This window comes from Streptomyces sp. NBC_01244, assembly GCF_035987325.1.
In the GTDB taxonomy this organism is placed as follows: Bacteria; Actinomycetota; Actinomycetes; order Streptomycetales; family Streptomycetaceae; genus Streptomyces.
The window spans coordinates 5,812,668-5,839,329 of the sequence record NZ_CP108488.1; the positions used below are offsets into that span (position 1 = coordinate 5,812,668).

The window sequence follows — 26,662 nt, forward strand, 5'->3', positions numbered from 1 at the left end:
ATCCGCACCCCGTGCGGCACCGCTGCCGGGGACCAGTCCCCGGACCCCTGCTCCTCAAACGCCGGAGGGGCTGATTTCGGTCGGCGTCAGCCTGCACGTGCAGGCTGACGCCGACTGCGTCCAGCCTCGCCGGCGGTGGTCCACGCCCCGGGCGGGCCCGGCACTTCGGGTGGGGGCCGGCGGTCAGCTCGGCGGCGTTAGTTCCGCGTGCAGCGCCGCCCGCAGCCGCAGGGTGGCGACCAGGCGCTGGAAGGCTTCCGACCAGTACGCCGCCGCGCCACCCTCCTCCACCGGCTCCGCCGCCAACGCATCGAGCCGCCCCGCCTCCGCAGGATCAAGGCACCGCTCCGCCAGTCCCATCACCCCGCTGAAGCTCCACGGGTAGCCGCCCGACTCCCGCGCGGAGTCCAGCGCCTCGATCACCGCCCGCCCCAGCGCCCCCGCCCACGGCACCACGCACACCCCGAGCAGTTGGAACGCCTCCGACAGCCCGTGCGCCCGTATGAACTCCGCCACCCACTCCGCCCGTTCCTCCTCCCCGAGGGCCGACAGGAGCTTCGCCCGCTCCGCCAGCGACGCCGTCGCCGGGCCCGCCGCGGGCGGTGCGGACGCCGAGCCGAGCAATGCCTGCGACCACGCGGGGTCGCCCTGCCGCACCGCGGCCCGGCACCAGGCCGCGTGCAGTTCCTCCGCCCAGCCCTCGGCCACCGGCCACGCCACGATCTCCGCCGGACCGAGTCCCCCGAACCGGTCCCCCCAGCACGACAGCGGCGCGGACTCCACCAACTGCCCCAGCCACCAGGCCCGCTCCCCGCGCCCGGCCGGCGGCCGCTTGACCACGCCGTCGCGCAGCATCCCCGCATCGCACTCGGCCGGCGGCGTCACCCCCTCCGGGCCGACGCAGGCCAGCGCTCGCACCGCCATCCGCCCGGCCAGCGCCGAGGTCGGCAGTGCGGACAGCAGCTCGGCGGCGGTCGCCCGGACATTGCGGCTGCGGTCGCCCAGCGCCGCTTCGAGGAACGGCTCGTCACCCGCCGACAGCCCCACCCGCAAGGAGTCGAGGAACATCAGCCGGTCCTCGGCCCGTTCGGTGCTCCACGTGGTCTCCAGCAGCCGCGGCCCGGCGGCCGCCTCGTGGGCCCGTACGAGGCCGAGCAGCGCGACGCGCTCGGCGAACAGCCCCTCCTGCCACAGCCGCTCCACTCCCATCGCGTCCCGCACGTCGGGCAGTTCGCCGGCGCCCCCGGAGCCCCCGCGCAGTGCGAACCGCCAGTCCGGATTGAGCCGGGCCAGCCACAGCCCGCGCGTCCCGGCCAGGGCCAGCGCCTGCGGCCGGAGGTCGCTGCGGGCCCGGGCGACGTCCAGCAGTGCGGGCACGAGCGAGGCCGGCGCCCGGTACCCGTGCTGTCCGGCGGCTGCCAGCCACTGCGGCAGCAGCTCCGTCAGGTCCGGGGCGGCCCCCCGCCGCCCGCTGCCGCTGCCCGCACCGGCCCGGCTCGCCAGCAGCTGCGCGAGCCGCCGCCGGGCCGGCTCCGGAGGCTCCGGACGCGGGTCGCGCGGGGCGGGCTCGGGACGCGGGCCGGCCTCGGCGGGTCTCAGCCCGGCCCGGCGCCGTACCGTCTGCACGGCCGCTGCCCCGAGCAGGGCCTCGGGACTGCCCCGGCGCCGCTCGGTGCCCAGCAGCGCGGTGCTCACCAGCTCGTCCCAGTTCCCGTCCGCGTAGGCCGTGTCCACCGACCCGTCCGTCGTTCTGTCCGTCGCTCTGTCCGTATGCGTGTCCGTATGCGTGCCCGTGTGCGTGTGCGTGTCCGTGGTCGTGTTCACCGGATGCCCTCCCTCTTTCCCTCGTGTGCCGTGCCGTGTGCGGGTGGTCGTGCTCCGGTCCCGCCCCCTCCGCGGGACCGGAGCAGCTCGGTCTGTTTCCCTGTGGCGCACACGGCCGTACCTACGGCCTCAACTGGCGTGGTTGTCGTCCACGAAAGCCCCCCGGCTCACTCGTTTCGAATACGTCGGCGCCCCCGCGCCGCCGCTTTCCCCCTGCGCCCGCTCAGCCCAGCACCACCGGCTCCGAGGAGTCCTGATGCCAGGCCGTCAGCGGGGTGAATCCGCGGTGTCCGCATTCGCCGAACACCGTCAGCGGGCCGCCTCCCGAAAGCGCGGCCAGCTGCCACATCCCGGTCCCGATCCGGCTCCCGGCCCCGGTCAGGGGCACGGGCAGGGCGGACATCCCCTCCGCGTCCGCCAATTGCCATGTCGCCGAGCCCTGTTGCTGTCCCTGCCGTCCTCCCTGTTGTCCTCCCGGTATCGGAACCACCGGGCCGAGCACCACCGGCCAGGACTCCAGCCAGGGGTCCTCGCGCAGTGCCGCGCCGTACGCCTCCAGTGCCGCGCCCGCGCTCACGCCGGTCGGCGCGGTCCGGCACGGCGCGGCCGGCGCGAACCTCTCCCCGAGATCCGCGCGCAGCCCGGCGGAGCCGGGCCGGAAGCGGGCTTCCGCCTCCAACACCAGCCCGACGGGCAGCGCCAGCCCCGGCGGTCGCCCGGGCGGGCCGAAGTCCAGGACCAGGGCCGGCCGCCCGCTCGCCAGCCCGCGCAGCCATATCCGGCGGGTGGTGAGACGGCCGTCCGGTGACGCCGTGTCGTACTGGGCCAGCACGAGCCAGTGGTCCCGTACGGCCTCGCCGTCCGTCTGGGGCTGCAGTCCCAGACGGCTGCGGACCGTCGCGGCCAGCGGTTCCGGCAGTCCGGAAACCCCCAGCCAGGCCCGGTCCAGCAGGTGCAGCAGCGCGGCCTCCTCCAGCATCCGGGCGGGCCAGCCGGCGCCGCAACTGGGTATCGTCCCCAACTCCCGCACCCGCGCGGCCAGTCCGGGTGCCTGGGCGTCGACCATCCGGGCGGCGGTCTCCTCCCAGGCCGCGTATCCCGCCCGCTCCTGACCGGCGAGGCCGCCGCGCACCAGGTCCGCGAGCCGCTGTTCCAGCTCGGTGACGCCCGCGCCGATCCGGGCCGCCCGCCGCTCGGCCCGCTTGCGGGCCCCTTCGGCGTCGGCGGGCCCCGCCCGGCCGGAGCGGTCGGCGGCCGGGCGCGCTGCCTTCGCCGCCCGCTCGGCGAGCCACCCGTCCGCCCAGTCCGGAGCTTCGGCCGAGGTGCCGGCCGAGGTGCCGGCCGAGGTGTCGAGCCCCTCCGCGGCCCAGAGCAGCAGCAGGCCCAGCGCGTGCTTGCACGGGAACTTCCGGCTCGGGCAAGAGCAGTTGTACGCCGGCCCGGACAGGTCGACGACCGTCCGGTACGGCTTGCTGCCGCTGCCCTTGCACAACCCCCACACCGCACCGGAAGCGGAACCTCCGGTCTGTGACCACGGCCCCGCCCCACCGAGTCTGGCCCCCGCCTTGCGTGAGGCATCGTCAGGAGCCAGAGCCAGTACCTGTTCCGCTGTCCAGCGGACCCCCTGCTCAGTCATGTGTTCCACGGTAGAGACCCCCACTGACAATCGCTCTGACCTGCAACAACACATCTTCCGGGGCCCGTTGTCAGTGGTCGGGTGCATCGTGGTTCCAGCAGTCGGAAGCGGCTGCGCAGCATTGGAGGGGGACCATGGCCACGACCGGGAACGAGACCACCGCAGAGGCGCTGCGACCGCACGCCGAAGACGCCTTCGCGCACGAACTGAAAGCCCTGGCGGCCGCCGACGACCGGCCCCGCCCGGCCCGCTGGAAACTCTCCCCGTGGGCCGTGGCCACGTACCTGCAGGGCGGCACGCTCGAAGACGGCACCGTCATCACACCCAAGTACGTCGGCCCGCGACGGATCGTCGAAGTCGCCGTCACCACCCTCGCCACCGACCGCGCGCTGCTGCTCCTCGGCGTGCCCGGCACCGCCAAGACCTGGGTGTCCGAACACCTCGCCGCCGCCGTCAGCGGAGACTCCACCCTCCTCGTCCAGGGCACCGCCGGCACCCCGGAGGAGGCCATCCGCTACGGCTGGAACTACGCCCGCCTCCTCGCCCACGGCCCGAGCCGCGAAGCGCTCGTACCGAGCCCGGTCATGCGGGCCATGGCCGAGGGCATGACCGCCCGCGTCGAGGAACTCACCCGGATCCCCGCCGACGTCCAGGACAGCCTCATCACCGTCCTGTCCGAGAAGACGCTCCCGATACCGGAGCTCGGCCAGGAAGTGCAGGCCGTGCGCGGCTTCAACCTCATCGCCACCGCGAACGACCGCGACCGCGGGGTCAACGAGCTCTCCAGCGCGCTGCGCAGGCGCTTCAACACCGTCGTCCTGCCGCTGCCCGCCACCGCCGACGCCGAGGTCGACATCGTCGCCCGCCGCGTCGACCAGATGGGCCGCGCCCTCGACCTGCCCGCCGCCCCGGAGGGCCTGGAGGAGATCCGCCGCGTCGTCACCGTCTTCCGCGAGCTGCGCGGCGGAGTCACCGACGACGGGCGTACGAAGATCAAGTCGCCCAGCGGCACCCTGTCCACCGCCGAGGCCATCTCCGTGGTCACGGGCGGCCTCGCCCTGGCCGCCCACTTCGGGGACGGCGTCCTGCGCCCCTCCGACGTGGCCGCGGGGATCCTCGGGGCCGTCGTCCGGGACCCGGCCGCCGACCAGGTGGTCTGGCAGGAGTACCTGGAAGCCGTGGTCCGCGAGCGCGACGGCTGGAAGGACTTCTACCGGGCCTGCCGGGAGGTGACGGCATGAGCCCCGGGACGACGGTCCCGAACACCCACGGCACGGTCGCCGCGGGCCCGCTGCTGCTCGGCGTACGGCACCACGGGCCCGGCTCGGCCCGCGCGGTGCGCGCCGCCCTGGACGCGGCGCGGCCGGCGGCGGTGCTGATCGAGGGACCGCCGGAGGGAGACGCCCTGCTCCCGCTCGCCGCGGACCCGGGGATGCGCCCGCCCGTCGCCCTGCTCGCCCACGCGGCCGACGACCCGGGGCGGGCCGCGTTCTGGCCCCTGGCCGGCTTCTCCCCGGAATGGGCCGCCATCCGGTGGGCGCAGGAGCGGGACGTGCCGGTGCGGTTCATCGACCTCCCGGCCGCGCACTCGCTGGCCGTGCCGGAGGCCCCGGAGCAGGACCCGGAGGGGGCGGGGGACGCGGCGGACGGAGCGGCGCACGGATCCGTACGGCTGGACCCGCTGGCCGTGCTGGCGGAGACCGCCGGGTACGAGGACCCCGAGCGGTGGTGGGAGGACGTGGTCGAGCACCGTGGCGGGACGGGACCGGCCACCGACCCGCTCGGCGTGTTCGAGGCGCTCGGAGAGGCCATGGGCGCCCTGCGCGAGGAGTACGGGGCGGGCGGCCACCACCGGGACCTGGTGCGCGAGGCGTACATGCGGCAGCGGATGCGGGCCGCGCGCCGGGAGTTCGGCGACGCCTACGCCGTCGTCTGCGGGGCCTGGCACGTCCCGGCCCTGCGGACGAAGACCACCGCGGCCGCGGACAAGGCGCTCCTCGCCGGCCTGCCCAAGGTCAAGGTGGAGACCACCTGGGTGCCCTGGACCCACCGGCGCCTCGCCCGGGCCGGAGGGTACGGCGCGGGCATCACCTCGCCCGGCTGGTACGCACACCTCTTCGCGGCCCGGGACCGGCCCGTCGAACGCTGGCTGACCAAGGTCGCGGGCCTGCTCCGCGAGGAGGACCGGCAGGTCTCCCCGGCCCACGTCATCGAAGCCGTCCGGCTCGCCGACACCCTGGCCGCGATGCGGGGCCGGCCGGTGCCGGGGCTGACGGAGACCCTGGAAGCGGTCCGGGCGGTGATGTGTGACGGCTCCGACATACCGCTCGCCCTGATCGAGGACCGGCTCGTCGTCGGAGACGTGCTCGGCGAAGTCCCCGACGCGGCGCCCGTCGTACCGCTCCAGCGCGACCTCACCCGCCGGCAGCGCTCGCTGCGGCTCAAGCCCGAGGCGCAGGACCGGGAACTGGAACTCGACCTGCGCAAGGACACCGACGCGGCCAAGTCCCTGCTGCTGCACCGGCTGCGGCTGCTCGGCATCGACTGGGGCGTCCCGACGGCCTCCCGGGGGAGCACGGGCACCTTCCGCGAGACCTGGCGGCTGCGCTGGGAGCCGGAGCTCGCGGTGCGGGTGGCCGAAGCCGGCATCTGGGGGACCACCGTCCTCGGGGCGGCCACCGCCAGGGCCGAGGCCGACGCGGCGGGCGCCGGGGACCTGGGCGAGGTCACCGCCCTGGCGGAGCGGTGCCTGCTGGCCGGGCTCTCCGGGGCCCTGCCCGCCGTACTGCGGGCCCTCGCCGACCGGGCCGCGCTGGACACCGATGTGGCGGGCCTGGCCAAGGCGCTGCCCGCGCTGGCCCGTTCGCTGCGGTACGGGGACGTACGAGGCACGGACGCGGCGGCCCTGGGGACGGTGGCGGCCGGGCTCGCGGAGCGGATATGCGTGGCGCTGCCGCCCGCCTGCGCGGCCGGGCTGGACGCCGACGCGGCGGAGGAGCTGCGGGGGCACGTGGACGGCGTGCACGGTGCGGTCGGGCTGCTGGAGGCGCTGGACACGGACGGCCTGCGGGAGCGCTGGGCGGCGGTGCTGCGGACGCTGGCCGGGCGCGACACCGTCCCCGGGCTGATACGCGGGCGGGCGGCGCGGCTGCTGCTCGACGACGGGCGGCTGGCGCCCGAGGAGACCGCCCGGCTGATGGGGCTCTCGCTGTCCCCGGCGTGCGCGCCGGCCGACGCGGCGGGCTGGATCGAGGGGTTCGCGGGCGGGGGCTCGGGCGGCGGCACGCTGCTGGTGCACGACGAGCGGCTGCTGGCGCTCATCGACGGCTGGCTGGCGTCGGTGCCGGAGCGGGCGTTCATCGACGTGCTGCCGCTCCTGCGGAGGACCTTCGGTGGGTACGAGGCGGGGGTTCGGCGGAGCCTGGGGGAGCTGGTGCGGCGGGGGCCGGGTGGGGGCCCGGCCGGGGTGGGGGCCGGGGGCGCGCCGGACGGCTTCGGTGCGGAGCTGGATCCGGTCCGGGCGGATGCGGTGGTGGACCTGGTCCAGCTGCTGCTGGCGGGGGCGCGGGGGTGAGGGGCCCTGGCGGGGCGGCCGCGGTGGGCCGCTGCGCGGGGCGGAGTCCCCTACCCGCCCTCGCCCGTTCCCCGGGGCTGCGCCCCGGACCCTTCGCCGGGTGCGGCGCCGTTTCCGGGGGCCAGCCCCCGGACCCCCGCTCCTCAAACGCCGGAGGGGCTGGATTTTCGCGGGCGTCAGCCTGCACGTGCACGCAGGAGGTGGGTCCATTCAGCCTCGCCGGCGTTTGAGGCGCGGGGTCTGGGGCGGAGCCCCAGGAGGGGTCCGGGCGCAGCCCGGGGAACGGGCGAAGGGCGGGTAGGGGACTCCGCCCCGTGCGGCGGTATCGGTCGGGGGATGCCCCGCACCGGCCAGCACAGGTTGATGGGTGTGGCGAGAGTGAGGGGTGGGACCGATGGAGATGGCTGGTGCGGAAGTGAGTGGCGGCGGCGCCGAGCGGTTGCGGCGGTGGCGGATGGTGTTGGGCGGGGGAGAGGGGGAGGGGACCGGGTGTGCGCTGAGCGGGGCGGACGCCGGGATGGATGCCGCGCTCGGGGCGCTGTACGGGGGAGACGGCGGCGGAGGGCGCAAGCGGGCGGGGGAGAGGTCGGCCGGGCTCGGCGGCTCCGCACCGAACGTGGCGCGCTGGCTCGGGGACATCCGGACGTACTTCCCCACCTCCGTGGTGCAGGTCATGCAGCGGGACGCGATCCAGCGGCTCGGGCTGTCCGCCCTGCTGCTGGAGCCCGAGATGCTGGAGGCGGTGGAGCCGGACGTACACCTCGTCGGCACCCTGCTCTCCCTCAACAAGGCCATGCCCGAGACCACCCGGGAGACCGCCCGCGCCGTCGTCCGCAAGGTGGTCGAGGCGTTGGAGAAGCGGCTCGCGAGCCGGACGCGGGCCACGCTGACGGGCGCGCTCGACCGGTCCGCGCGGATCAGCCGGCCGCGGCACGCGGACATCGACTGGGACCGGACCATCCGGGCGAACCTGACGAACTATCTCCCCGAATACCGGACCGTCGTCCCCGAGCGGCTGATCGGATACGGGCGCGCCTCGAGGGCGGTGAAGAAGGAGGTCGTGCTGTGCATCGACCAGTCCGGTTCGATGGCGGCCTCCGTCGTCTACGCCTCCGTCTTCGGGGCGGTGCTGGCCTCGATGCGTTCGATCGCGACACGGCTGGTCGTCTTCGACACCGCGGTGGTCGACCTGACGGATCAGCTCGACGATCCCGTCGACGTGCTCTTCGGCACCCAGCTCGGCGGCGGCACCGACATCAACCGCGCGCTCGCCTACTGCCAGTCGAAGATCACCCGTCCCGCCGACACCGTCGTCGTCCTCATCAGTGACCTCTACGAGGGCGGCATACGCGATGAGATGCTGAAACGGGTCGCGGCGATGAAGGCGGCGGGGGTGGAGTTCGTGACGCTGCTCGCGCTGTCCGACGAGGGAGCTCCCGCCTACGACCGGGCCCACGCCGCCGCCCTCGCCGCGCTCGGCGCCCCGGCCTTCGCCTGCACTCCGGACCTGTTTCCGGAGGTGATGGCCGCGGCGCTGGAGAAGCGTCCCCTGCCCGTTCCGTGACCGGCCGGGCACCACCGCGGTCGGCCGCCGCACCGCCCGCGCGGGGGCCCGTAGGGGAGTCCTCGCGGCGGTCGGCCATCGGCAGATCGCACGAAGATGCAGTTCAACCGTGAGGCGATCTGTGACAGGTATCACCGCTCAGGTGTGATCTGCGATTTAGGGACCTACGTCCCACGGGGATAACCTGCGGGACGGACATGCCGCGTCCACGGTCACCGTGTGCGCCTTCCTTGTGACAGCGCCGTCACGTTGCCCTCCGCGGCACGCCCACGCAGATAGCAGACAACCGCGAATCACTGCGAATCTTTAAAAAGACAAGGGACGGACGCGCGTGGACCTGTTCGAGTACCAGGCGAGGGACCTCTTCGCCAAGCACGGTGTACCGGTGCTGGCCGGTGAAGTCATCGACACGCCTGAGGCAGCCCGAGCGGCCACCGAGCGCATGGGTGGCAAGTCGGTCGTCAAGGCGCAGGTGAAGGTCGGCGGCCGCGGCAAGGCCGGCGGCGTCAAGCTCGCCGCCACCCCGGACGAGGCCGTCGCCCGTGCGACGGACATCCTCGGGATGGACATCAAGGGCCACACGGTCCACAAGGTGATGATCGCCGAGACGGCTCCGGAGATCCTGGAGGAGTACTACGTCTCGTACCTCCTCGACCGCACCAACCGCACCTTCCTGGCCATGGCCTCGGTCGCGGGCGGCATGGACATCGAGCAGGTCGCCGAGGAGACCCCGGAGAAGCTCGCCAAGGTCCCGGTGAACGCCAACGAGGGCGTGACCATCGAGAAGGCCCGCGAGATCGTCGCGCTGGCGCAGTTCCCGGCCGAGGTCGCCGAGAAGGTCGCCGAGGTCCTCGTGACCCTGTGGGCGACCTTCATCGCCGAGGACGCGCTCCTCGTCGAGGTCAACCCGCTCGCGAAGGTCGCCAACGGCGACGTCATCGCGCTCGACGGCAAGGTCTCGCTCGACGAGAACGCCGAGTTCCGCCAGCCGGGTCACGAGGAGTTCGTGGACCACGCTGCCGCGAACCCGCTCGAGGCCGCCGCCAAGGCGAAGAACCTCAACTACGTGAAGCTCGACGGCGAGGTCGGCATCATCGGCAACGGCGCGGGTCTCGTCATGAGCACCCTCGACGTCGTCGCCTACGCCGGCGAAAACCACGGCGGCGTCAAGCCCGCCAACTTCCTGGACATCGGCGGTGGCGCCTCCGCCGCCGTCATGGCCAACGGTCTCGAGATCATCCTCGGCGACCCGGACGTCAAGTCCGTCTTCGTCAACGTCTTCGGTGGCATCACCGCGTGCGACGAGGTCGCCAACGGCATCGTCCAGGCGCTGCAGCTGCTCGAGGACAAGGGCGAGGCGGTCACCAAGCCGCTGGTCGTCCGCCTCGACGGCAACAACGCCGAGCTGGGTCGCAAGATCCTCTCGGACGCCAACCACCCGCTGGTTCAGCGCGTGGACACCATGGACGGCGCGGCCGACAAGGCCGCCGAGCTCGCGGCTGCGAAGTAAGGGCAGAGGTCACAGACTCACATGGCTATCTTCCTCAACAAGGACAGCAAGGTCATCGTCCAGGGCATGACCGGTGCCACGGGCATGAAGCACACCAGGCTGATGCTGGCTGACGGCACCAACATCGTCGGCGGCGTGAACCCGCGCAAGGCCGGCACCAGCGTCGACTTCGACGGCACCGAGGTCCCGGTCTTCGGCTCCGTCGCCGAGGCGATGGAGAAGACGGGCGCCAACGTCTCCGTCCTCTTCGTCCCGCCGGCGTTCGCCAAGTCCGCCGTGGTCGAGGCGATCGACGCCGAGATCCCGCTGGCCGTCGTCATCACCGAGGGCATCGCGGTGCACGACTCCGCCGCCTTCTGGTCGTACGCCTCCAGCAAGGGCAACAAGACGCGGATCATCGGCCCGAACTGCCCGGGTCTGATCACCCCCGGCCAGTCCAACGCCGGCATCATCCCGGGCGACATCACCAAGCCCGGCCGCATCGGTCTCGTGTCCAAGTCGGGCACGCTGACCTACCAGATGATGTACGAGCTCCGTGACATCGGCTTCTCCTCGGCCGTCGGCATCGGTGGCGACCCGGTCATCGGCACCACGCACATCGACGCCCTCGAGGCGTTCGAGGCGGACCCCGACACCGACCTGATCGTCATGATCGGCGAGATCGGCGGCGACGCCGAGGAGCGTGCGGCGGACTTCATCGCGAAGAACGTCACCAAGCCGGTCGTCGGCTACGTCGCGGGCTTCACCGCCCCCGAGGGCAAGACCATGGGTCACGCCGGTGCGATCGTCTCCGGTTCTTCGGGCACCGCACAGGCCAAGAAGGAAGCCCTGGAGGCCGCGGGCGTGAAGGTCGGCAAGACGCCGACCGAGACCGCGAAGCTGGCGCGCGAGATCCTGAACGCCGCGCAGTAAGCAGCAAGCAGTAGGCAGTAAGCAGTAAGCGGCAGCCTTCGGCTGTACGTGCGGACGGGCGTGGCCCGCACCCTGTGAGGGGTGCGGGCCACGCCCGTTTCCGTAGACGGAGAGCGCCGGACGTACGGCTATTCGAGGCTCGGCGCGATCCGGGCCGGTCCGGCCGACGGATCGGACAGCAGCTTGTCGTGGAGCTGCCGGCCCTCGTCCGTGAGCTGCTGCGGGCCGCTGTGCGGGGGCACGCCCGACACGCTCGTGCCGGGGGCGCGCGGAGGCTCGTACTCGGTGGGGGCGGTCACCCAGGTGTAGGCCGTCGCGGCGGCGATGGCCGCCGATACCCCGATCACCGCCCGCGTCCACAGCCGGTTGCGGTGCTCGCCGGCCACCCGTACGACGGCTGCCGCGCGCGGCTCCAGCGGGCGGGCCGGCGTCAGCGTGCCGAGCCGCTCGCGCAGCACCGCGGACTGCTTCGCGGGCGCCACGCCGTCCAGTTCGGGGAGCAGGTCGGCGAGGTCGGCGTGCGCGTTGACGAGCCGGCTGCCGGCGGTCGGCGTGGACGCCTCCGTCTCGGCGGCGGTGTCGGGGAGGTCCAGCCCGACGCCGTCGTAGAGCAGCACGGTCCGGCGGTGGGCCGGGGGCAGCCCGAGCATCGCGTCCAGCAGGACGCGGTCGGCGGGCTCGGCCGGAGGCTTGTCGGGGTGCCGGTGCGAACGCCGGAACCGGTGCCAGGGGGAGAGCGCGTACTCGTACGTCGCCGCCCGCACCCACCCGACCGGATCGGGATCGGTGGCGACCTCGGGCCAGCGCTCCCACGCCTGCTGGAAGGCGCGCTCCACGGCCTCACAGGCGAGGGCGTGGCGGCCGGTGAGGAGGTAGGCCTGGCGGGACAGGGCGGGGGCCGTGCGGGCGTAGAGGGCGTCGAAGGCGGAGGTCGCCGTCACGGTCGGGGCGCCGTCGCCGGGGGCCTGGGGGGCGTCCCCGGGCGCGTCCTCGGGGGCGGTACGGGCCTTCGCGGCCGGGCCGCCCGCCGTGCGGGCGTCTCCCTCGGGGGCTGCCGGCCCGGCGCCCTTGCCGGTCGGCGCGGAGTCGGGAGCGGCGGCCCTCCCGGGGGCCTTCCCGGCGGCCGGGTCGGAGCCCGGACCGGAGCCGGCACCGGAGCCCGCCCAGGAGCCCGCCCCGGTCGGCCCCGCCCCGGTGGCCGGGTGGGATTCCGAACCGGTGTCCGGCCCGGAGCCCGGCCCGGTGGTGCTCGTCCGGGTGGCGGCTTCGGAGCCCCGTCCGGCGGGGTTCCCCGTGCCCGGCCCGGTGCTCGGCGCGGCGGGCCTCCCGGAGCGCGGCTCCGAGTCCGGTCCGGCGCCTGAGCCGGTGTCAGGGGCCGCACCCGTACCGGCGCCCGGGAGACCGGGGCCACCCGGGCGGAGGGCTGCGAAGCCGCCGCCTCCGCCGTGGCCGCCTCCGCCGTGGCCGCCTCCGCCGTGGCCGCCTCCGCCGTGGCCGGCGCCGCCCTGGGCGGCTCCGGCCCTGACCGTGGACTTCGCCTCGTGCCGGGGCATCCCGACGGGCGGCTTCGCGGCGCGCTTGACGGCGGCCTTGGGCCGGGTCTGCGCCCCGGCGGGCCGGGTGAGTCCGCGCATCATGCGCAGCCCGAACCGGCTCTCGGGGGCATCGTCGGCTGACGCCGCGTCTGCGTCCGCGGTTCCGGCGCCGGTTGCCGCCTCGGTGCGCTCCGTGTCGCTGTCGAGCGGGCTCTCGGACGTGGCGAACGGGGCTGACGCCGCGTCCGTGTCCGCTCCGGCGGGGCCGGTTGCGGCGGACGCGTCGACGGCGGACCCCGTGGCCGGGCCGTCCGGGGGAGCCGAGCCGTCGGTCCGCGCGGTGGGGCCCGTGGGGCCCGTGGGGCCTGTGGGGCCTGTGGGGCCTGTGAGGCCCATAGGGTCCGAGGGGGTGGAGTCGGCGGACTCGTCCGTGGACAGGCGGGTCAGGAGCTTGGAGTAGGCCTCCAGCTTGCGGCCCCGGGGGTGGGTGCGGCCGGTCTCCCAGGAGCGGACCGTGTTCGAGGTGACGCCCACTGCCGCCGCGACCTCATCGTGCGTCAGGTCGGCCGCTTCGCGCAGGCGTCGGCGTTCCTTCGGGGTGGGGAGGCCCAGCTCCGTGACGCTTTGTGTCATGCCACACTCCCCGCGACCCGGACGCCCTGAGCGAAAAAGTACATAAACGTATATTGAGCGACACCACGGTCATTCGCCTGTTACCCGCCCATAGCGCGTGTCGTTGGCACCATGGCGGGGTGACCCAAGTGACCGAACGCGGGACCTCGTTGCCCATGCCCCCCAGGGCCCCCGCACGGCGCCGTTCACCGGCGGCCGCCGCGTGTGTCGTGGGTGGCGCCGTCGCCGCAGTACTGGGGCTCGGCTTCCTCGCCGTGCTCGTCATCGTGCTGTGGATCAGCTCCCCCTACCCCGACAGCGGCCCCGGCGGCGCCCTGCACCTCGCGGCGGGCCTCTGGCTGCTCGCCCACGGGACCGACCTCGTCCGCTACGAAACCCTCTCCGGGGTGCCCGCCCCCGTCGGCCTGACCCCGTTGCTGCTCGTGGCCCTGCCCGCGCTGCTGATCCGGCGCGCCGCCCGGCTCGGCAGCGCCGGGCAGGAGGACCGGGGCGCGGAGCCGCTGCCCGCGGGCGTGGTGTTCTCCGCCGTGCTCTGCGGCTACCTCGGGGTCGGCGCCCTGGCCGTCGTGTACGCCGCAGCCGGGCCGCTGCCGGCCGACCCGCTCAGTGCGGCCCGCCACCTCCCGGTCGTCGCCGCCCTCGCCGCCGCCGGCGGGGTCTGGGAGTCCCGGGGGCGGCCGCTCGGGCAGCTGCCCGGCCGGCTCACCCGGCCCCGCCACACCCTCGCGCTGCGGGCCGGCGCCGGCGGGGTGCTGGTGCTCCTCGGCGGCGGAGCCCTGCTGGTCGGGGGCTCGCTGGCCTGGCACGGGGCGGAGGTGCAGGGCTCCTTCGCGGCGCTGACCGGGGACTGGTCGGGCCGCTTCGCGGTGCTGCTGCTCTCCCTCGTGCTGATCCCGAACACCGTCGTCTGGGGCGCCGCCTACGCCCTCGGTCCCGGCTTCGCTCTGGGCACCGGAGCCGCCGCGACCCCGCTCGGCTTCGGCGGCTCGCCCGCGCTGCCGCGCTTCCCGCTGCTCGCGGCGCTGCCCCCGGAGGGCCCCGGTACGCCGCTGACCTGGGCCGTCGGCGCGGTGCCGGTGGTGGCCGGGCTGGCGGTGGGCTGGTTCGCGGTACGCCGGGCACGCGATGTCTCGTACGGGGAGACCGCGCTCACGGCGGCGCTGGGCGCCCTGGTGTGCGCCCTGGCGACGGCCGCCCTCACCGCGGCTTCGGCGGGGCCGCTCGGTTCCCGGGAGCTGGCCGCCTTCGGCCCGGTGTGGTGGCAGACGGGCGGGGCGGCCCTGGGCTGGACCCTGGCCCTCGCGGTCCCGCTGGCCGTCACCGTGCACGCCTGGCGGAACCGGCCCGCGAGGGGCCTGGCCGGCGCCGGCTCCGAGGACGCCTGGCACGACAGCGGCGTGCGCGAGGTCCGCTGGGCGGCTCTGCGCCGGGCGGCGGGCACCTTGATCCCGGACTTCTCGGGCACCCCGGCCGAGGGTGACGGGCCGTCCCCGGCCCGGGCTCCGGAGGAAGCGTCCCGGCCGGTGTCCGCACCGCCGAAGCGCCCCGTGCTGGTCATGCCCGGCCTCAAGCTGGACCTGACCCCGATCCCGCTGCCCGCACTTCCCGCGGAGCCGCTGCCGGCGACCGCGGGAGCGCCCCCGCACACGCCCGTGCCCGTGCCCGCACCCGCACCCGCATCGGCCCTCGCAGCCGAGCCCCGGCCCGGGGCCCTCGTACCGGCAGGATCGTCCCTTCCGGAGCCCCCGCCACCGCCCCGGCAGCCCCCGGCCGCGGCCCCGCTCGTCCCGCCGGTGACCGGAGCCCGCGTACTGACCCGCCGGAAACCCGGAACGGAACCGGCAGTGGAACCGGCAGCGGAACCGGGAATCGAACCGGCTTAGGCAAGGGACCCGGGGCAGGCCGGACAGCCCGCGCCGGAGGCCGCCCGGATCGACCAGCCCATCGACCGGCTAGCGCTGGACCTCGAGCATCTTGCCGATGAAGTTGTCCGGCAGCAGGTCGTTGCACTGCAGCTCGGCCGGCTTGGTGAGGGCGTCCTGCTTGCAGACGTAGAAGTCCTTGTACGTGAGCTGCACGGCATACGAGGACAGCGCCAGCAGGATCGCGAGGGAAGCCGTCACCAGACCGCTCGCCGCCGCCGTCCGCTGGGGCCGGGCGGCGGCACCCAGCGCCGCCAGCCCGCCCCGGGCCGCACCGGGAGCCGCACCGGCACCCGTGGCCGTACCGGCACCCGGATCCGCAGCGGCGCTCCTGCCCGTCCCCGTACCCACGTCCTCCGCCGAGGCGCCCGTGCCGCGCGAGCGGCCGGACGCGCCCTTCGCCCCGTCCCCGGACGGCTTCGCAGGGACCCCGCGCAGCGCGCTGATCCCCCAGTACAGGGCGAGCGCGCCCAGCAGCAGCCCCATCGAGGGGATGCCGAAGACCCCGAAGAAGAAGCCCCACATGCCGGCCAGCAGCGCGTACCGCGCCCGCCGCTGGATCGGGTCCGTGGGGTCCCAGCGCGCCGGTCCCGACCCGGGGTCCGCGCCCGGTCCCGACCCGGGTTCCTGCTGGTCGCCGCCGTCACCGCCGGCGCGCGGCTCCCAGAGCCGGTCGGGCCGGCCTTCCGGGGGCGCCGCGAAGGGGTTGTCGTCGGTGGGGCGGTCGGGCTGGGGGCGGTCCGGCATCGGGTGTGTTTCATCCCCTGTGTCGTGGACGCCGCTGGGACGTCCGAGGCCTGTTTACGGCGTGTACGCCAGACGCTACCGCCCACCCGTCCCCCCGTCCCTCGGGGGCCGTCCGGTGTGCCGGTATCGTTGCAGGCGGTCGGTGGCTTCGTATGGTCCCCCGTATACCGGGGACCCGAAGTTTCATGCGATCGCACAAGACGAACGACGCGCCCCCGGTTCACGCCGGGAGGCGCCCCCGCTCGACGAGAAAGGGCCTCCCATGGCCGCCTCCCGCCTGGTCGTGCTGGTCTCCGGATCCGGCACCAACCTCCAGGCCCTGCTCGACGCCATCGACGCCCATCCCGGCGGACCCGAGGGTTTCGGCGCCGAAGTCGTCGCCGTGGGAGCCGACCGCGAGAACATCGCCGGACTGGAGCGCGCCGAGAAGGCCGGGATCCCCACCTTCGTGTGCCCGGTCAGGTCGTACGCGAGCCGTGCGGAGTGGGACGCCGCCCTCACCGCGGCCACCGACGCGCACGCGCCGGACCTGGTGGTCTCGGCGGGGTTCATGAAGATCGTCGGGCCGGAGTTCATCGGCCGCTTCGGCGGCCGGTTCGTCAACACGCACCCGGCCCTCCTCCCGGCCTTCCCGGGCGCCCACGGCGTACGGGACGCCCTCGCCTACGGCGCGAAGGTCACCGGCTGCACCGTCCACTTCGTGGACGCGGGCGTGGACACCGGTCCGATCATCGCCCAGGGTGTGGTCGAGGTCAGGGACGAAGAGGACGAAGCCGCTCTCCATGAGCGGATCAAGGAAGTCGAGCGCGAGCTGCTCGTCGACGTCGTGGGGCGCCTGGCCCGGCACGGCTACCGCATCGAGGGACGAAAGGTAACAATCCAGTGACCGCCGCAGAGGCCGCAGGGACCGCAGAGACCGTGACCGCAGAGGGCGAGGACCTCGCCGCGTCGAAGCGCCCGATCCGGCGCGCGCTCATCAGCGTCTACGACAAGACGGGACTGGAAGAGCTGGCCCGCGGTCTGCACGAGGCGGGTGTCGCCCTCGTCTCGACCGGCTCCACCGCCTCGAAGATCGCCGCCGCCGGGGTGCCCGTCACCAAGGTCGAGGAGCTGACCGGCTTCCCCGAGTGCCTGGACGGCCGGGTCAAGACCCTGCACCCGCGCGTGCACGCCGGCATCCTCGCCGACCTGCGCCTGGAGGACCACCGCAACCAGCTCGCCGAGCTGGGCGTCGAGCCCTTCGACCTGGTGATCGTCAACCTCTACCCGTTCCTCGCGACCGTCCAGTCGGGCGCGACCCCGGACGAGTGCGTGGAGCAGATCGACATCGGCGGCCCCTCGATGGTCCGCGCCGCCGCCAAGAACCACCCCTCGGTGGCCGTGGTCACCAGCCCGGCGCGCTACGACGCCGTGCTCGCCGCCGCCCAGGGCGGCGGTTTCGACCTCACCGCCCGCAAGCGGCTCGCGGCCGAGGCCTTCCAGCACACCGCCGCGTACGACGTGGCCGTCGCCTCCTGGTTCACGAACGCGTACGCGCCCGAGCCGGAGGCCGTACTGCCCGAGTTCCTGGCCGGCGCCTGGGAGCGCAAGTCCACCCTCCGCTACGGCGAGAACCCGCACCAGGCGGCCGCGCTGTACACGGACGGGCAGCCGGGCGGGCTCGCCAACGCCGAGCAGCTGCACGGCAAGGAGATGTCCTACAACAACTACGTGGACACCGACGCGGCCCGCCGCGCCGCCTACGACCACGAAGAGCCCTGCGTCGCGATCATCAAGCACGCCAACCCGTGCGGCATCGCGGTGGGCAAGGACGTCGCCGAGGCCCACCGCAAGGCGCACGCCTGCGACCCGGTCTCCGCCTTCGGCGGGGTCATCGCCGTCAACCGCCCGGTGAGCGTCGAGCTCGCCGAGCAGGTCGCGGAGATCTTCACCGAGGTCATCGTGGCCCCCGACTTCGAGCCGGGCGCCGTCGAGGTCCTCGCGAAGAAGAAGAACATCCGCGTCCTGAAGGTGGAGGGCCACCCGCACCAGCCGGGCGACCTCAAGCCCATCTCCGGCGGCGTGCTGCTCCAGCAGTCGGACGCCTTCCAGGCCGAGGGCGACGACCCGGCCAACTGGACCCTGGCCACCGGCGAGGCGCTCTCCGCCGACGAGCTCGCCGACCTCGCCTTCGCGTGGAAGGCCTGCCGCGCGGTCAAGTCCAACGCGATCCTGCTCGCCAAGGACGGCGCCTCGGTCGGCGTCGGCATGGGTCAGGTCAACCGCGTCGACTCCGCGAAGCTGGCCGTCGAGCGGGCGGGCGCCGAGCGCGTGCAGGGCTCGTACGCCGCCTCCGACGCCTTCTTCCCCTTCGCGGACGGTCTGGAGATCCTGACGGCCGCCGGCATCAAGGCCGTGGTCCAGCCGGGTGGTTCGATGCGCGACGAGCTGGTGATCGAGGCAGCGAAGGCGGCCGGCGTGACGATGTACCTCACCGGGACCCGCCACTTCTTCCACTGAGGCACCGAGTCACCGATCACCGAGTCACCGATCACCGAGTCGCCGGGTCCGGCGCTCACCCGCGTACGGCGAAGGCCGCGTACCGCACTGCTGCGGTACGCGGCCTTCGCCGTACGCGGTGCCGGTACGGGTACGGGTACGGCCGCTCGTGCCGGCGGCGTTCCTAGTACAGCGGGCGCTTGAAGTAGACGCCCGCGGCCGAGTTGGCCAGGCCGATGACGATCCACAGGCCCAGGGCCAGCGAGATGCCCGTGAGGATGGTCGACACCATGAACACCCCGATGCCGGCGTCGTGCAGGTTGCTGAGCGTCGCGAGGTTGACGATCAGGCTGCCTCCGGCGAAGAGGGTCTGGATCGAGCCGAAGATGATGCCGGAGACCCGCACGCCGCCGCGGCCCTTGCCGAGCTTGGCGGCGGTCAGGATCGGCCACAGCGCGAAGCCGATGCAGACGATGCCGATGATGACGAAGACGACGCTCAGGGCGGTGCCGGCGTCGCTCGACGAGTAGCTGGAGTCGGAGAACTCGGAGGCGAACACGGCGCCGATGACGACGACGGCCAGGCCGCCGAGGGCCTGGAGGATCCCGAGGATGTAGAGGATGACCCGAGCCCCCTTGACCCCGCCCGGCATCGGCATCGGCGAGCCCGGGTAGCCGGGGACGCCCGGGTAGGCCTGCGGGTAGCCCTGCTGTGGGTAGGCGTAGCCGCCCTGGGCCGGGATGCCCTGGGGGGCCTGCGGGGGGTAGCCGTAGGCCGGCTGGCCGCCCTGCGGCTGCTGCCCGTACGGGTTGTTCGGGTCGCCGAAGCTCATCTGGGGTGTTCCTCCGTGGAAGTGCGGGGACGCACGGCACGCGCGGAGGATTCACTGCACGTCGTGCGGCCCGCCCCCCGGCACTGCCCGCGGCACTACTGATCCCCGCATCGTCGTCCGGCCGGACCGGGCTTGTCCAGCCGGGACACCGCCCGCCCCGCACTCGTTGTGCAAGTGCAACGAACCCAGAACGAACCCAGAACGAGCCCGGAACGAAGCCGGAACGAGCCCGGAGCGAAGCCGGACAGGCCCTGCGCGGCCCGTGGCCGGATCCGCGACCGGATCCGCGACTGGATCCTGGACCGCTCCATCCGGGAGGATGGGGCCATGACCGCCCAGATTCTCGACGGCAAGGCCACCGCAGCCGCGATCAAGTCCGAACTGACCGCCCGCGTGGCGGCGCTCAAGACCCGGGGCATCACCCCGGGCCTCGGCACCCTGCTGGTCGGCGACGACCCGGGCAGCCGCTGGTATGTCAACGGCAAGCACAAGGACTGCGCCGAGGTCGGCATCGCCTCCCTCCAGCGCGAACTGCCCGCGACGGCCTCCCAGGAGGACATCGAGGAGGTCGTGCGGGAGCTGAACGCCAACCCGGAGTGCACCGGCTACATCGTGCAGCTCCCCCTCCCCAAGGGCATCGACACCAACCGCGTCCTGGAGCTCATGGACCCGGCGAAGGACGCCGACGGCCTGCACCCGATGTCACTCGGCAGGCTGGTCCTGAACGAGCCGGGCCCGCTGCCGTGCACCCCCTACGGGATCGTCCAGTTGCTGCGCCACCACGGCGTCGAGATCAACGGCGCGCACGTGGTCGTCCTCGGCCGCGGGATCACCGTCGGCCGGTCCATCGGCCTGCTGCTCACCCGCAAATCCGAGAACGCGACCGTCACCCTGTGCCACACCGGCACGCGCGACCTGTCCGGACTGCTGCGCCAGGCGGACATCGTCGTCGCGGCGGCCGGTGTGCCGCACCTGGTCAAGCCGGAGGACGTGAAGCCGGGCGCGGCCGTGCTCGACGTCGGCGTCAGCCGCGACGAGAACGGCAAGATCGTCGGGGACGTGCATCCCGGGGTCGCGGACGTGGCCGGCTGGATCTCCCCGAACCCGGGCGGCGTCGGCCCGATGACCCGGGCACAGCTGCTCGTCAACGTGGTCGAGGCGGCCGAGCGGGCGGTTCCCCGTGCCGGCTGAACAGGAGCCGGAGCGCGGCACGGTCCCCGCGGCCGCTCCCGCCAGGGCCGTCGCCTCGGCGGAGCCCGAAGGGGCCAGGTCCCGCCGCTTCCCCTCCGTCACCCGGGACACCGCGCGTCCCGAGGGCGGCGGCCGGGCCGCGCCCGGCGACGCGCCGGCTCCGGCCCGGCAGTGGCCGATGCTGGCCGTCCTCGCCGCGACGGCCGCCGGACTGCTGCTCACCGCGATGGACCATCCGCGCATCGGCTGCCTGCTGATCGGGAGCGCGATGATCGCGGGTTCGGCGATGCGCCGGCTGCTGCCCTCCGTGGGCATGCTCGCGGTGCGCTCCCGCTTCACGGACATGGTCACGTACGGCCTGCTGGGCGTCGCGATCGTGCTGCTCGCCCTGGTCATGGAGCCCGACCCGTTGCTGAACGTCCCCTTCCTGGAGACAGCGGTCCGTTTCACGGTCCGCTGAGCCTCCCGGCGCCCCCGGGACACCCCCGGGGGAGGCCCCGTGTGCCCCGCGCCACACGGGGTGGGGGATTGGGGTGCCCCAGGGTCGGATAGCCTGACGGCGGATGTCTCTTCACGTCAAGATTTACTGGGCAACGGAGCGGCGTCCTCCCAGCACATGGGGCAGGGACGCCCCACCGCCAGCTGTCTAACGGAGAAGGCCATGACCCGCACTCCCGTGAATGTCACCGTCACCGGCGCCGCCGGCCAGATCGGCTACGCGCTGCTCTTCCGCATCGCCTCCGGCCACCTGCTCGGCGCGGACGTGCCGGTCAAGCTCCGTCTTCTGGAGATCCCTCAGGGCATGAAGGCCGCCGAGGGCACCGCCATGGAGCTCGACGACTGCGCCTTCCCGCTGCTCGCCGGCATCGACATCTTCGACGACCCGAACAAGGGCTTCGAGGGTGCCAACGTCGCGCTGCTGGTCGGCGCCCGCCCGCGCACCAAGGGCATGGAGCGCGGTGACCTGCTCTCCGCCAACGGCGGCATCTTCAAGCCGCAGGGCGCCGCGATCAACGCGAACGCCGCGGACGACATCAAGGTCCTGGTCGTGGGCAACCCGGCCAACACCAACGCGCTCATCGCGCAGGCCGCCGCCCCGGACGTACCGGCCGAGCGCTTCACCGCGATGACCCGCCTGGACCACAACCGCGCGATCTCGCAGCTGGCCGCCAAGACCGGCGCCGCCGTCTCCGACATCAAGCGCCTGACCATCTGGGGCAACCACTCGGCGACCCAGTACCCGGACATCTTCCACGCGGAGATCGCCGGCAAGAACGCCGCCGAGCTGGTCAACGACCAGGCCTGGCTGTCGGACGACTTCATCCCGACCGTCGCCAAGCGCGGCGCGGCGATCATCGAGGCCCGCGGCGCGTCCTCGGCCGCCTCGGCCGCCAACGCCGCCATCGACCACGTCCACACGTGGGTCAACGGCACCGCGGCGGGCGACTGGACCTCCATGGGCATCCCGTCCGACGGCTCCTACGGCGTCCCGGAGGGCATCATCTCCTCCTTCCCGGTCACCACCAAGGACGGCCGCTACGAGATCGTCCAGGGCCTGGACATCAACGAGTTCTCCCGTGCGCGCATCGACGCGTCCGTGGCGGAGCTCGTCGAGGAGCGCGACGCGGTGCGCGAACTCGGCCTGATCTGACCGGTCGCGTACGGTCCGGCCGCGCAGGCCCCCGTACGCACGCGCGCGAAGGCGTGCGGACCCGTGTGAACACCGAAACGCCCCGGCCGAACCAGGCCGGGGCGTTTGGCGTGCACGGCGGCCGACGAGGGCCGCGCCGCCTGCGGGCCGGCTACTTGTACATCCCCGGGGTGTAGTGACCCGGGGTCAGGCGGGTGGTGACGCCGATCCGGTTCCAGACGTTGATCGCGGCGATCAGGGCGATCACCTGGGCCAGTTCGTGCTCCTCGAAGTGGAGCGCGGCCCGCTCGTAGACCTCGTCGGGAACGAAGCCGTCGGTCAGGACGGTCACGGCCTCCGTCAGCTCGATGGCGGCGAGTTCCTTCTCCGTATAGAAGTGCCGCGACTCCTCCCAGGCGCCGAGCAGCAGCAGCCGCTCCACGTCCTCGCCCGCCGCGAGGGCGTCCTTGGAGTGCATGTCGATGCAGAAGGCGCAGTGGTTGATCTGCGAGGCGCGCAGTTTGACGAGCTCGACCAGGGCCGGGTCCAGCCCCTTGGCCGCCGCCGCGTCCAGGGCCACGGCGGCCTTGTAGAACTCCGGGGCGAGCTTCGCCAGCTGCATGCGGGGGGTGTGCTCGGGTGCCTTCTCGGTGTGGGTCATGGAACCAACCTACGATCCGGGCGGCCCACCTATATGGTCCATATCCATGACAAAATCGTGGGCCACTTTCGGCGCCGACCTGCATCTGGAACCGGTCCCCGGGCGCGGTGTCCGGGCCGGACTCACGGAGGCGCTGCGCGAGGCCGCGCGCAGCGGGCGGCTGGCCCCGGGGACCCGGCTGCCCTCCTCGCGGTCGCTCGCGGCGGACCTCGGGATCGCCCGCAACACCGTCGCCGAGGCCTACGCCGAGCTCGTCGCCGAAGGCTGGCTGACGGCCCGCCGGGGCTCCGGTACCCGGGTCGCGGAGCGGGCCCGGCTACGGCGTCCCGCGGCGGCCGTGCCCGTACGGCGCCCCGTGCGCGCGCAGACCTCGTACAGCCTGAAGCCCGGCTCCCCGGACCTGGGCGGCTTCCCGCGCGCCGCCTGGCTGGCGGCGGCCCGGCGGGCGCTGACCGAGGCCCCGAACGAGGCCTTCGGGTACGGGGACCCGCGCGGCCGGGTGGAGCTGCGCGAGGTGCTCGCCGGGTACCTGGCGCGGGCCCGCGGGGTGTACGCGGACCCCGAACGCATCGTGCTGTGCGCGGGCTTCGGCCAGGGCCTGACGCTGCTCGCGCGGATGCTGCGGGCACGCCGGGTCCGGGAGGTCGCGGTGGAGGGGTACGGGCTGGACGCGCACCGGGAGCTGCTGACCGGCGCCGGGCTGCGGACGCGGCCGCTGGCGGTGGACGGTTCGGGGGCCCGCACCACCGAGCTGGCCGGTACGGGCACGGGGGCGGTCCTGCTGACGCCGGCTCACCAGTTCCCGACGGGCGCGGCGCTGACGCCCGGGCGGCGGGCGGCGGCGGTGGACTGGGCCCGGTCCACGGGCGGGCTGATCCTGGAGGACGACTACGACGGGGAGTTCCGCTACGACCGCCAGCCGGTGGGCGCGCTCCAGGGGCTGGACCCGGACCGGGTGGTGTATCTGGGCACGGCGAGCAAGTCCCTGGCGCCGGGGCTGCGCATGGGCTGGATGGTGGTGCCGGGGCCGCTGATGGACGAGGTGCTCGCGGTGAAGGGCCGGACCGACTGGAGCTCCGGCGCGCTGGACCAGCTGACGCTCGCGGAGTTCATCCGGTCGGGGGCGTACGACCGGCACGTGCGGGAGATGCGGCTGCGCTACCGGCGGCGGCGCGACGAGCTGGTGTCGGCCGTCGGGGACCGTGCGGAGGTCTCCGGCATCGCCGCGGGCCTGCACGCGGTGCTGGACCTCCCGCCGGGCGGTGAACGGGCGGCCCTGCGGGCGGCCGCCTGGCAGGACCTGGGGCTGCTGCCGCTGTCGTTCTTCCGGCACCCTTTGGCGGCGATGCCCGCGCGCGAGGCCCTGGTCGTCGGCTTCGGGACCCCGTCCCAGAGCGCGTGGGCGCCGACGCTGGCGGCCTTGGTCGCGGCCCTGCCGTGAACGGGGTTCCCTGCGGGGCTCGTCCCCTACCCGCCCTTCCTCCATCCCCCAGATTCCGTCCGGGGGGACCCCCAGCCGGGCTCCGCCCGGACCCGGTCCTCAAACGCCGGACGGGCCGGACGGCTGGATCGGCTCCGCCGGGGGTTCGCCGAAGCGGGCCAGGGCCAGGGCTCCGGCCACGGCCACCACGAAGCCCGTGACCGCCAGCCAGGTCAGGCCCTCGCGGGTGCGGTCGCCCAGCCAGGCCACGCCCACCACCGCCGGCCCGATCGTCTCGCCCAGCACCAGCCCGGCCGTCGCCGCCGTCACGGAGCCCCGCTGGAGCGCCGAGGTGAGCAGCAGGAACGCGGCGCCGCCGCCGAGCAGAAGCGCGTAGAACGCCGGGTTGGACAGGGCGGAGAGCGAGATGTCGTCGATGAGCCGGACCGCCACCTCCACCACTCCGAAGCCCGTCCCGGCGGCCAGACCCAGCGTCAGCGCCCGGCTGCGGTCCGGCAGGCCGCCCGCCACGGCCCCGACGACGAGCACCAGTCCGGCCACCGCCAGCAGCCCCAGCTTCAGCGCGAGCGTGCCCTTGCCGGAGCCCTCTTCCCCGGATGCGAGCCCGAGCATCACCAGCCCCGCGCACACCACCGCGACCGCGCCCCACTCCGTCCCGCTCAGCCGCACCTTCAGCAGCCGCGCCGCGACGACCGCGGTCACCGCGAGGCTGGCCGCGAGGGCCGCGCCGACCGCGTAGATCGGGATGTGCCGCAGGGCGATGATCTGGAGGACGAAGCCGATCCCGTCCAGGCAGAGTCCGGCGATATAGCGCCACTGGCGCAGCGCCCGCAGGAAGAGCGCGGCGTCGACCCCGGAGCCCGTTCCCGGCACCGTCGCCCTCGTCGCCACGGCCTGCAGGACCGACGCCGTGCCGAAGCAGATCGCCGCACCGAGCGCGCAAATCATCCCAATGAGCACGAACCGACTCTAGGTCACGGATCCCACGTCGGCCGGATTCCGTCGGCCGGGGCGGCCGTTCTAGTCTGTGCGCAGCCGGCCACCCAGGGGGAGCGAACAGTCCATGGACAGCAGCAGCACCGACACCACGCGCACCAAGCGCCGCATGCGCTCGGGCACCGTCGCCCTCGGCGGCATGGGCCTGCTCGCCGCGGCCCTGGTGGCCTGCGGGAGCAGCAACGAGCCCGACAAGCGCTGCGCGGACCGCGCCACCCTGGAGAAGCTGAACTCCAAGGAGTGCAAGAGCGGCGGCCGCGGCGCCTACTACTACGGCGGCAGCGTCGCGAAGAACAAGGTCAGCGGAGGCAGCTTCGACAAGTCCGCCGTCACCCGCGGCGGCATCGGCGGCAGCCACAAGAGCTCCTCGGGCGGCTGATCCAGCGTGAAGCGCCACACCATCGAGCCCCGCCCCGACTGGCAGAAGACCGTCGAGGAGCAGGGGCTGATCTACCCCCTGACCCGCTACCCCGACGACTCCCTGCGCCCCTACTGGGACGAGAGCGCGTACTACTCCTTCAGCCTCCCCGAGGTCGAGGCGCTGGAGAACGTCGTCGAGGAACTGCACGCCATGTGCCTGGCGGCGGCGCAGCACATAGTCGACCACGACCGCTTCGCCGACCTCGGCATCACCGACCCGAAGCTCGCCGCGCTGATCGCCGAGTCCTGGCGGCGCCGCGCCGAACAGCCCTCGCTCTACGGCCGCTTCGACCTGCGCTACGACGGCACCGGCGGCCCCGCCAAGATGCTGGAGTACAACGCCGACACCCCCACCTCCCTCGTGGAGGCGGCCAGCCCGCAGTGGTTCTGGATGGAGGAACGCTTCCCCGGCGCCGACCAGTGGAACTCCCTCCACGAGCGGCTCGTCGACGCCTGGCGGCGCCAGGCGGAGCTGCTGCCGCCCGGCCCGGTGCACTTCGCGCACTCCGAGACCGACGAGCTCGGCGAGGACCTGATGACGGTCGCCTACCTCCAGGAGACCGCCGAGCAGGCCGGCATCGACACGCGGGAGCTGTCGGTGGAGCGGATCGGCTGGGACTCCCTGTCCGGCCGGTTCGTGGACGAGAAGCTCGGCTTCATCCGCGCGATCTTCAAGCTCTACCCGTGGGAGTGGCTGGCCACCGACGAGTTCGCTCCGCAGGTCCTCGGCACGTACGACCACGGCGGCGGCTCCGGCACCACCGCCTGGATCGAGCCGCTGTGGAAGATGCTGCTCTCCAACAAGGCGCTGCTGGCCGTCCTGTGGGAGCTCTTCCCGGAGCACCCGAACCTGCTGCCCGCCTACCTGGACGGCCCGCGCGAGCTCGCCACCACCACCGGCTACGCGGCGAAGCCGCTGCTGGGCCGCGAGGGCGCGGGCGTCACCCTGCACCCGGTCGGCGGCGAGCCGTTCGCACCGGAGGAGGACGAGACGTACGTCTTCCAGGGCCTCGCCCCGCTGCCCGACTTCGACGGCAACCGGGTGGTGCTCGGCGCGTGGGTCGTCGAGGACGAGTCGGCGGGCCTCGGCATCCGCGAATCGGCGGGGCCGGTCACGGACGAGTACGCCCGCTTCCTGCCCCACGTCATCCTCTAG

Annotated in this window: 21 protein-coding genes; 14 read left to right on the forward strand and 7 right to left on the reverse strand. The window is 73.9% G+C overall.

What is annotated here, in order from left to right; translation table 11 throughout:
* Positions 1–183: 183 nt before the first annotated feature.
* Both OG247_RS26360 and OG247_RS26365 read right to left on the reverse strand, forming a co-directional pair.
* Positions 184–1,824 (reverse strand): DUF5691 domain-containing protein, encoded by a 1,641-nt coding sequence (locus tag OG247_RS26360; RefSeq protein ID WP_442813407.1) that lies wholly within the window; start codon positions 1,822–1,824, stop codon positions 184–186.
* A 223-nt stretch (positions 1,825–2,047) separates the two neighbouring features.
* Positions 2,048–3,460: an SWIM zinc finger family protein gene (locus tag OG247_RS26365; RefSeq protein ID WP_327254546.1), complete on the reverse strand. Its 1,413-nt coding sequence runs from the start codon at positions 3,458–3,460 to the stop codon at positions 2,048–2,050.
* A 134-nt stretch (positions 3,461–3,594) separates the two neighbouring features.
* Between OG247_RS26365 and OG247_RS26370 the strand changes: the two genes are divergently transcribed.
* From OG247_RS26370 to sucD, 5 genes are all read left to right on the forward strand, one after another.
* Positions 3,595–4,701, forward strand: a complete 1,107-nt coding sequence (locus OG247_RS26370) for an ATP-binding protein (protein WP_327254547.1) — start codon at positions 3,595–3,597, stop codon at positions 4,699–4,701.
* A complete protein-coding gene (locus tag OG247_RS26375; RefSeq protein WP_327254548.1) occupies positions 4,698–7,034 on the forward strand; it encodes a DUF5682 family protein in 2,337 nt (778 codons plus the stop codon). The genes OG247_RS26370 and OG247_RS26375 overlap by 4 nt, the downstream gene beginning before the upstream one ends.
* Before the next feature lie 400 nt (positions 7,035–7,434).
* Positions 7,435–8,598: a VWA domain-containing protein gene (locus OG247_RS26380; protein ID WP_327257625.1), complete on the forward strand. Its 1,164-nt coding sequence runs from the start codon at positions 7,435–7,437 to the stop codon at positions 8,596–8,598.
* Positions 8,599–8,929: 331 nt separating this feature from the next.
* Complete coding sequence (sucC, locus tag OG247_RS26385; RefSeq protein ID WP_327254549.1) at positions 8,930–10,108, forward strand: ADP-forming succinate--CoA ligase subunit beta; 1,179 nt, start codon at positions 8,930–8,932, stop codon at positions 10,106–10,108.
* A 21-nt stretch (positions 10,109–10,129) separates the two neighbouring features.
* Positions 10,130–11,020 carry a succinate--CoA ligase subunit alpha gene (gene sucD, locus OG247_RS26390; RefSeq protein WP_327254550.1) on the forward strand — a complete coding sequence of 297 codons (891 nt, stop codon included), beginning with the start codon at positions 10,130–10,132 and terminating at the stop codon, positions 11,018–11,020.
* Positions 11,021–11,148: 128 nt separating this feature from the next.
* Here the strand turns inward: sucD and OG247_RS44880 are convergent, their stop codons facing one another.
* Positions 11,149–13,188 (reverse strand): helix-turn-helix domain-containing protein, encoded by a 2,040-nt coding sequence (locus OG247_RS44880; RefSeq protein WP_442813408.1) that lies wholly within the window; start codon positions 13,186–13,188, stop codon positions 11,149–11,151.
* A 119-nt stretch (positions 13,189–13,307) separates the two neighbouring features.
* On the opposite strand from OG247_RS44880, the gene OG247_RS26405 reads away from it, so the two are divergent.
* Positions 13,308–15,071, forward strand: a complete 1,764-nt coding sequence (locus OG247_RS26405) for a cell division protein PerM (protein ID WP_327254551.1) — start codon at positions 13,308–13,310, stop codon at positions 15,069–15,071.
* 69 nt (positions 15,072–15,140) lie between these two features.
* Here OG247_RS26405 and OG247_RS26410 read toward each other — a convergent pair whose 3' ends face one another.
* Complete coding sequence (locus tag OG247_RS26410) at positions 15,141–15,857, reverse strand: hypothetical protein (protein ID WP_327254552.1); 717 nt, start codon at positions 15,855–15,857, stop codon at positions 15,141–15,143.
* A gap of 262 nt (positions 15,858–16,119) precedes the next feature.
* Between OG247_RS26410 and purN the strand changes: the two genes are divergently transcribed.
* Entirely contained in the window at positions 16,120–16,743 is a 624-nt protein-coding gene (gene purN, locus OG247_RS26415; protein ID WP_327254553.1) for a phosphoribosylglycinamide formyltransferase, read from the forward strand.
* Positions 16,744–16,775: 32 nt separating this feature from the next.
* Complete coding sequence (gene purH, locus OG247_RS26420) at positions 16,776–18,356, forward strand: bifunctional phosphoribosylaminoimidazolecarboxamide formyltransferase/IMP cyclohydrolase (protein WP_327257626.1); 1,581 nt, start codon at positions 16,776–16,778, stop codon at positions 18,354–18,356.
* Positions 18,357–18,519: 163 nt separating this feature from the next.
* On the opposite strand, the gene OG247_RS26425 is transcribed toward purH, so the two are convergent.
* Positions 18,520–19,167, reverse strand: coding sequence for a hypothetical protein (locus OG247_RS26425; RefSeq protein WP_327254554.1), 648 nt, complete (start codon positions 19,165–19,167; stop codon positions 18,520–18,522).
* Between the two features lie 327 nt (positions 19,168–19,494).
* Here OG247_RS26425 and OG247_RS26430 point away from each other — a divergent pair, with 327 nt between their 5' ends.
* The 3 genes from OG247_RS26430 to OG247_RS26440 all read left to right on the forward strand — a co-directional run bounded on the left by OG247_RS26430 (position 19,495) and on the right by OG247_RS26440 (position 22,009).
* On the forward strand, positions 19,495–20,358 hold the full coding sequence (locus OG247_RS26430; protein WP_327254555.1) for a bifunctional methylenetetrahydrofolate dehydrogenase/methenyltetrahydrofolate cyclohydrolase: 864 nt from the start codon (positions 19,495–19,497) through the stop codon (positions 20,356–20,358).
* Complete coding sequence (locus OG247_RS26435) at positions 20,348–20,818, forward strand: DUF3017 domain-containing protein (RefSeq protein WP_327254556.1); 471 nt, start codon at positions 20,348–20,350, stop codon at positions 20,816–20,818. Before OG247_RS26430 ends, OG247_RS26435 begins: the two co-directional genes overlap by 11 nt.
* Before the next feature lie 201 nt (positions 20,819–21,019).
* Positions 21,020–22,009, forward strand: coding sequence for a malate dehydrogenase (locus OG247_RS26440; protein WP_327254557.1), 990 nt, complete (start codon positions 21,020–21,022; stop codon positions 22,007–22,009).
* A 151-nt stretch (positions 22,010–22,160) separates the two neighbouring features.
* Here the strand turns inward: OG247_RS26440 and OG247_RS26445 are convergent, their stop codons facing one another.
* Entirely contained in the window at positions 22,161–22,649 is a 489-nt protein-coding gene (locus OG247_RS26445; protein WP_327254558.1) for a carboxymuconolactone decarboxylase family protein, read from the reverse strand.
* 46 nt (positions 22,650–22,695) lie between these two features.
* Between OG247_RS26445 and pdxR the strand changes: the two genes are divergently transcribed.
* Positions 22,696–24,090, forward strand: coding sequence for a MocR-like pyridoxine biosynthesis transcription factor PdxR (gene pdxR, locus OG247_RS26450; RefSeq protein ID WP_327254559.1), 1,395 nt, complete (start codon positions 22,696–22,698; stop codon positions 24,088–24,090).
* 99 nt (positions 24,091–24,189) lie between these two features.
* Here pdxR and OG247_RS26455 read toward each other — a convergent pair whose 3' ends face one another.
* Complete coding sequence (locus OG247_RS26455) at positions 24,190–25,038, reverse strand: hypothetical protein (protein WP_327257627.1); 849 nt, start codon at positions 25,036–25,038, stop codon at positions 24,190–24,192.
* A gap of 115 nt (positions 25,039–25,153) precedes the next feature.
* On the opposite strand from OG247_RS26455, the gene OG247_RS26460 reads away from it, so the two are divergent.
* Positions 25,154–25,465 (forward strand): hypothetical protein, encoded by a 312-nt coding sequence (locus OG247_RS26460; RefSeq protein WP_327254560.1) that lies wholly within the window; start codon positions 25,154–25,156, stop codon positions 25,463–25,465.
* A 6-nt stretch (positions 25,466–25,471) separates the two neighbouring features.
* On the forward strand, positions 25,472–26,662 hold the full coding sequence (locus OG247_RS26465) for a glutathionylspermidine synthase family protein (RefSeq protein WP_327254561.1): 1,191 nt from the start codon (positions 25,472–25,474) through the stop codon (positions 26,660–26,662).